At 56.0% G+C, this 6882-nt stretch carries 6 protein-coding genes; 5 read left to right on the top strand and 1 reads right to left on the bottom strand.

Going from position 1 to position 6882, the window contains the following annotated elements; genetic code table 11:
- Positions 1–12 precede the first annotated feature (12 nt).
- The 3 genes from B3Z49_RS04315 to B3Z49_RS04325 are packed head-to-tail and all read left to right on the top strand — an operon-like array spanning position 13 to position 3036.
- Positions 13–1005: an ABC transporter ATP-binding protein gene (locus tag B3Z49_RS04315; protein ID WP_296988466.1), complete on the top strand. Its 993-nt coding sequence runs from the start codon at positions 13–15 to the stop codon at positions 1003–1005.
- A 52-nt stretch (positions 1006–1057) separates the two neighbouring features.
- Positions 1058–1927 carry a FadR/GntR family transcriptional regulator gene (locus tag B3Z49_RS04320; protein WP_064788377.1) on the top strand — a complete coding sequence of 290 codons (870 nt, stop codon included), beginning with the start codon at positions 1058–1060 and terminating at the stop codon, positions 1925–1927.
- 41 nt (positions 1928–1968) lie between these two features.
- Complete coding sequence (locus tag B3Z49_RS04325; RefSeq protein WP_296988469.1) at positions 1969–3036, top strand: osmoprotectant NAGGN system M42 family peptidase; 1068 nt, start codon at positions 1969–1971, stop codon at positions 3034–3036.
- Between the two features lie 13 nt (positions 3037–3049).
- Here the strand turns inward: B3Z49_RS04325 and B3Z49_RS04330 are convergent, their stop codons facing one another.
- Positions 3050–3475: an acyl-CoA thioesterase gene (locus tag B3Z49_RS04330; RefSeq protein WP_120226549.1), complete on the bottom strand. Its 426-nt coding sequence runs from the start codon at positions 3473–3475 to the stop codon at positions 3050–3052.
- Positions 3476–4003: 528 nt separating this feature from the next.
- On the opposite strand from B3Z49_RS04330, the gene B3Z49_RS04335 reads away from it, so the two are divergent.
- Together B3Z49_RS04335 and preA are read left to right on the top strand one after the other, a co-directional pair.
- Positions 4004–5362 (top strand): NAD(P)-dependent oxidoreductase, encoded by a 1359-nt coding sequence (locus B3Z49_RS04335; protein ID WP_296988471.1) that lies wholly within the window; start codon positions 4004–4006, stop codon positions 5360–5362.
- A gap of 25 nt (positions 5363–5387) precedes the next feature.
- Positions 5388–6665: an NAD-dependent dihydropyrimidine dehydrogenase subunit PreA gene (preA, locus tag B3Z49_RS04340; RefSeq protein ID WP_008890132.1), complete on the top strand. Its 1278-nt coding sequence runs from the start codon at positions 5388–5390 to the stop codon at positions 6663–6665.
- The last annotated feature ends 217 nt before the right edge of the window (positions 6666–6882 follow it).

The raw sequence follows: 6882 nt of genomic DNA on the forward strand, positions 1-6882 counted from the left end.
TGGAGGCGGCAAATGTCTGAGACGTCTGACGTCGTTTTGCAAACCAGCGATCTTGTTCGCACCTTTGGCGGTGGCCGTACGCTTTTGGGCGGGCGCAAGCCGACTGTCTATGCTGTGCGCGGCATTGATGTTGCCGTGCGCAAGGGAGAGACACTGGGTATTGTCGGGGAGTCAGGCTGTGGCAAGTCCACGCTGGCGCGCATGCTGGTCGGGCTTGATCGTCCGACAGAGGGCAATATTACCCTGACCGGATCGGATATGAATGATCTGATCGCCCAGGATCGCCATGCCCTGTCCAAGCGCATTCAATATGTCTTTCAGGACCCGATCAGTTCGCTTAATCCGCGCAAGCTGATCCGAGAAACGCTGGCGGCCCCACTACGTCATTTGCGCGGTCTTTCGGGCGATGCGCTTGACAAGCGGATGAAGGAATTGATGGATGCGGTCAATCTGCGTCCGGAATTTCTTGATCGTTATCCGCATGAATTTTCCGGCGGGCAGGCACAGCGCATCGGCATTGCGCGCGCTCTTGCGGCAGAACCGGAAATCATTGTGCTTGATGAACCGGTCTCGGCCCTTGATGTGTCTGTGCAGGCGCAGGTTTTGAACCTTCTGGCGGAACTCAAGGCGCAATTTGGCCTGACCTATGTGTTTATCAGTCACGACCTTTCCGTGGTCGAAGCGGTCAGTGACCGGGTGGCCGTGATGTATTTCGGCCGGGTCGTTGAACAGGCGCCGGGACGGGCATTGTTTGAAAAGCCGCAGCATCCCTATACCCGGTTGTTGCTTGATAGTGCGCCAGTACCGGGTAAACGCGGCCTTACGGTCGAAGATGCCAGTGCCGAACTGCCCGATCCGCTGGCCCCGCCGCCGGGCTGTGCCTTTGCGCCGCGCTGCCCGCGGGCCCAGGATGATTGTGTTGCCACCGTCCCGGAGACACAATACGGGTTGGATAACCACGATGCGGCATGTCTGCATCCGCTCAATCCGGTGACAAGGTCCTGAAAAAGGTTAGAATAGGGGGCGGAATGCGTTTGGGCGCGACAGGGAAAAACAAATGACAAAGAACCCGATCAAGGGGCCGAAACAGGACTTGGAACTGACCACACGCCCGCGCAAGCGAGAGCGAAAACGTTCCGATATCATTGCCGACGCGCTGAAAGATTATATCGCGCAAACCGGGCTGCGTCCGGGCGAGCGTCTGCCACAGGAAGCGGAACTGATTACACTGTTGGGCGCATCCAAGGGGACCGTGCGCGAAGCTCTGAAATCCATGGAAACGCAGGGGATTATCGCAACCCGGACCGGACCGGGCGGCGGGGCGTTTATTGATACCGTGTCCGAGGGACGCGCGGTCGAACTTCTGGCCAATTACTTCTTTTTCAAGGACCTTACGATCCGCGACATTTACGAGCTTCGTATCTTGCTGGAACCGGAAATGGCCGCGGCCTGTATCGGTCATCTGGAAGAAGACGATTTCGAACGACTTGAAGAGGTCATGACATGGTATGCGAGCCATCCGACCTCGATCGAGGAGGCGCGACGCCAACGCATCAAGGAACTGGAATTCCATCTGGTTCTGGTGGAGCTTTGCCCCAATCCGCTGCTGTCATTTATCTGTCGTTTCATGATCGATTTACTGATGAATTTGACGGTCTGCAAAAAGATTTATGATCAGCCCAACACAGAACTGCGCGAAACGGGGCGCAACTATCAGTTCCGCCTGATCGAAGCGCTTCGCAAGGGGGATGGTGAAACGGCGCGTGCGGTTACCTATCAACACATGTGTGCCGCCCAACGTTTGATGGAAGAACAGGAAGCGGTGGTCGAAAACCGCTTTTTCCGGTCGGGCAATATCGATCTGCCGCGTGACTTGTCACCCAGTGCCGAATTGCGAGCACTTTCGGGTATCGCAACCAAACACTGATCTTTGAGCCGACATTATACAAGAATTTAAGGACGGGTATCATGTCTGAAACCCATATTGATCGACAATATCTCAGTGCGGTTCTGGCAAGGCTTCTGACGATTGACAGCCCGACGGGCATGACCGAGCGCGCCGTGGACTTCGTCTGTGACGAGTTGCGCGATATGGGAATATCGTTTGAACTAACCCGGCGGGGTGCGATCCGGGCTGTCATTCCGGGCCAGACCAAGGGATCCGACCGTGCGGTCGCAGCCCATCTTGATACGCTCGGCGCGATGGTCAAACAGATCAAGGATAATGGCCGACTGGAAGTCGCCATGATCGGGCATTGGTCTTCGCGCTTTGCCGAAGGGGCGCGCGTGACGGTCTATTCCGATAACGGCAAAACAACACGCGGGACGATCCTGACGATCAAGGCATCAGGCCATACCTATAACACCGAAATCGAAAGCCAGCCGGTTACATGGGAACAGCTTGAGCTGCGTCTGGATGCGCGGGTTGCCAATCGTGATGATGTGGTGGCCCTTGGCATCAATGTCGGGGATATGGTTGCGATTGATACCAATGCCGAATTTACCGACAGCGGCTTTGTCGTGTCGCGCCATCTTGATGACAAGGCGGGTGTGGCGGCTGTTCTGGCGGCTGTCCGTGCGCTTGTGACGGGAAAGGTATCCTTGCCGGTCGATTGCAAAATCCTGTTTACCATTGCCGAAGAAGTCGGTCATGGCGCGCCGCACATCCTTGATGATGATATTGCCGAACTGGTCGCGGTTGATAACGGCACCTTCGCGCCGGGGCAGAACACCAGCGAATATGGCGTGACCATTGCGATGAAGGACATGTCCGGCCCGTTTGATCGCAAGCTTAATCGCCATTTGCTTGATCTGTGCGAAGCAAACGGCATCGAGCATTCCCGCGATGTGTTCAAGTTTTACCGAAGCGACGTGGCCGCCGGGATTGAAGCCGGCTATGACGCGCGCGGATCACTGATCTGTTTCGGGCTGGATGCATCGCACGGGCATGAACGTGCTCACATCGACAGCTTCGTCGCGGTCGGAGAATTGCTTGTGGCGTATCTGCAAAGTCCGTTGCTTGGCTCGGATGTTTGACCCGGATACTTGATCAGGCCTCGGACAAGGCGTCTTCCGGATCGGGATCAAGCGGGCGGGGGCGGCCGGCCTCATCGAGCGCGACAAAGGTAAAGATACCTTCGGTGACCTTATCGGATGTTTCTTCAAAGCGGGTCTGGCGCCAGGCCTGGACATGGATGCGAAGGGATGTGCGCCCGACATGGATGATTTCGGTGAAGAACGACACTTCATCGCCGACATGGACCGGGCGCAGGAACGACATGCTGTCGACAAAGACGGTTGCGGTTCGGCCCTTGGCCCGGCGTGCGGCGGCGGTTCCGGCGGCAAGGTCCATTTGCGACATCAACCAGCCGCCAAAGATATCCCCGGTCGGGTTGGTATCGGACGGCATGGCAACGGCACGCACCGACGGTTGACGGTCGGGAAGGGTGTCGGTGGCATCGTTTACAAGGGTCATCGAAGGCTTTCCGAAGTGGGTTTGTCCGATGACGTTACTTTAGTTTGTCTAAATAAAGCCAGCACAAAATGTTGCCAAATCAGGGACATATCGGATGTCCAAGGGGCTGCAACCCGATGCGGATATGGTGATGCCGGACCCCGGTTTTTCAGCGCGGATGCAGGTGTTTTGCGACCCAACCAAGAATTCGGATTTTTAATCTTGACCAAATGATCAGGATTGGACATGCTGTATCCGTCAGAGAGAGGCATCTGCACGTGTATCAACCGGGGATAACCCCGAAACTATAACCACACGGCAGATCAAATACTGGGAAACAGTTCAGCATTGTCTGAACGGATACGCCAAGAATGTCAGTACGAGAGACCCTGAGTTGGTCGGGCCCGCCCGTCCACGTAACGCCATAATTGCATTCTGATCGCGCAATAGCTGCGATCATTTTTGGCCCGCGGTCGATTGTAATGTCATTCTTGTTTTGTCTCTCGATGACGTCAGGAGAGGACGCCTTTTTGGCAGGGAGACAAACAAATGACCACCTTGCAGGCCAAGCAAGCTTCAAATTCCGGTGCCGTTCATGGCGGTGCTGGTCACAATGACGCAGATGACGGCTTTTCCGATCTGCATCCGGCCTATTCCACGCTTCAGGCCATGGCGGAAAGCAACCGCTGCCTGTATTGCTATGACGCGCCATGCGTAACCGCATGCCCGACATCAATTGATATTCCATCCTTCATTCGCAAAATCAGCACCGGCAACCCGGATGGTGCGGCAAAGACCATTTTGTCGGCCAACATCATGGGCGGCACCTGTGCACGCGCCTGCCCGACCGAAGTGCTGTGTGAAGAGGCCTGCGTTCGTAGCGTCGCCGAAGATACCGCCGTTGAGATCGGCAGCCTGCAACGATACGCGGTTGACCATCTGATGGCGCGCGATCTGCCCCATCCGTTCAAACGTGCGCCGAAAACCGGCAAAACCATTGCCGTTGTCGGTGCCGGTCCGGCGGGCCTTTCCTGTGCGCACCGTGCGGCGATGCTCGGCCATGACGTTGTCGTGTTCGAAGCCAAGCCGAAACCGGGCGGGCTTAATGAATATGGTCTGGCCGCCTATAAGATGACCAACGATTTCGCCCAGCGCGAAGTCGAATTCCTTTTGGGCATTGGCGGGATTGAAATCGAATATAACAAGGCGCTTGGCAAGGACATCAACCTTGCCGACCTCAAAGCCAAATACGACGCCGTGTTTGTTGGTGTCGGCCTTGGCTCGACCAATGATCTTGGTCTTAAGGGCGAAGATTTCCCAGGCGTTGATGATGCAATCAATTTCATTGAAAAACTGCGTCAGACCGAACCGAAATCCGACATGCCGGTTGGCAACAACGTGATCGTCATTGGTGGTGGTAACACTGCAATTGATGCCGCGGTTCAGGCCAAACGCCTTGGGGCTGAGGAAGTCACCCTTGTTTACCGCCGGGGTGCGGAAAACATGTCCGCCACTGAGTTCGAACAGGATTTGGCCAAAACCAACGGCGTTGTTGTGCGCTATTGGGCAAAGCCGGTTGCGATCAAGGCCAATGGCAAGCTGATGGGTATGGAGTTCGAAAAGACCGAACTTGATGCCAATGGCAAACTTGTTGGCACAGGCGAAACCTTTGAAGTGCGTGCAGACCAGATTTTGAAGGCCATCGGACAAAAAATCAAAACCGATGACCTTGCCGGGATGGAGATCACCGGCGGCAAGATCGTGGTCGATAAAAACTATCAGACAACCGCCCCGGGCGTGTTCGCCGGTGGGGACTGCATCAAGAGTGGCGAAGACCTGACTGTTCAGTCGGTCGAAGACGGCAAACAGGCCGCCATCGCCATTGATGCATTCCTGAAATCCGCGTGAAACGCTAACCAAAGGGAGAGAGAAAATGGCTGATCTAAGCTGCAAAATCGCCGGTATTGATTCGCTAAACCCGTTCTGGCTGGCCTCCGCGCCGCCGACGGACAAGAAATACAACGTCGTTCGTGCCTTTGAAGCAGGCTGGGGCGGGGTTGTCTGGAAGACGCTGGGCATTGATCCGCCCGTGGTTAACGTCTCATCACGCTACGGCGCGCACCATGACCAGAACCGGCGTCTGCTTGGTATCAACAATATCGAGCTGATTTCCGACCGTCCGCTTGCCACCAACCTTCAGGAAATTCGCGAATGCCGGAAAGAGTATCCTGATCACGTCATCATCGGATCGATGATGGCCCCGATCGAGGAACGCGCCTGGAAGGACCTGGCCCAGCAGATCGCCGAAAGCGGTGTGCATGGTCTGGAACTCAACCTTGGTTGCCCGCACGGCATGTGCGAACGCGGCATGGGATCGGCCATCGGTCAGGTGCCGGAAATGGTCGAACAGGTCACCCGGTGGGTGAAGGATGCGGTCGATATTCCGGTCTTTACCAAGCTGACCCCGAACATCACCAACATCCTGTGGTCGGCCGAAGCCGCGCTTAAGGGCGGGGCGGATGCCGTATCGCTGATTAACACCGTTAACTCCATCGTTTCGGTCGATATCGACAACATGATCCCGGAGCCGGTTGTTGACGGCAAGGGCACGCATGGCGGCTATTGCGGATCGGCGGTCAAGCCGATTGCGCTGAACATGGTGGCTGAAATCGCCCGCACACCCGAAACCCGCGATCTTGAGATTTCCGGTATCGGGGGCATCACCACCTGGAAAGATGCCGTTGAATTCATGGCACTTGGATCGAACGCCGTTCAGGTTTGCACGGCTGCGATGATCTATGGCTTCCGTGTGGTCGATGACCTGATTGATGGTATGAGCCAGTGGATGGATGACAAGGGTTATACCAGTGTCGAACAGTTCACCCGTGCTGCCGTTCCGCAGGTTTCCGACTGGAACGAGCTTAACATGAACTTCGACACCAAGGCGGTGATCAACCCGGATAACTGCATCGAGTGCGGTCGTTGCCATATTGCGTGTGAAGATACCTCGCACCAGGCAATCACCATGACCGACAAGCCCGAAGGCGGCCGTCTGTTTGAAGTGGTCGATGAGGAATGCGTGGGTTGTAACCTTTGCTATCACATCTGCCCGGTCCCGGATTGCATCACCATGGAACCGGTCAAGACCGACAAGCCGCCGATGACCTGGCCCGAACATCCGCTTAATCCCATGCGCGTGGCTGCTGAATAAGCCATCCGTGCAAACGCCACCAAAACCAAAAGGACTGACGAATGACTGCTCAACCCAGTGTACGTAACCTGTCAATTGATGGTGACCGCCTTTGGGATAGCCTGATGGAAATGGCCAAGATCGGCAAAACCGCAAAGGACGGCGTTTGCCGTCTGGCGCTGACCGATCTTGACCGTGAAAGCCGTGATCTGTTCATCGACTGGTGCAAGGCAGAGGG

Origin of the sequence: Thalassospira sp. UBA1131 (assembly GCF_002311515.1) — a bacterium.
GTDB lineage: Bacteria > Pseudomonadota > Alphaproteobacteria > Rhodospirillales > Thalassospiraceae > Thalassospira.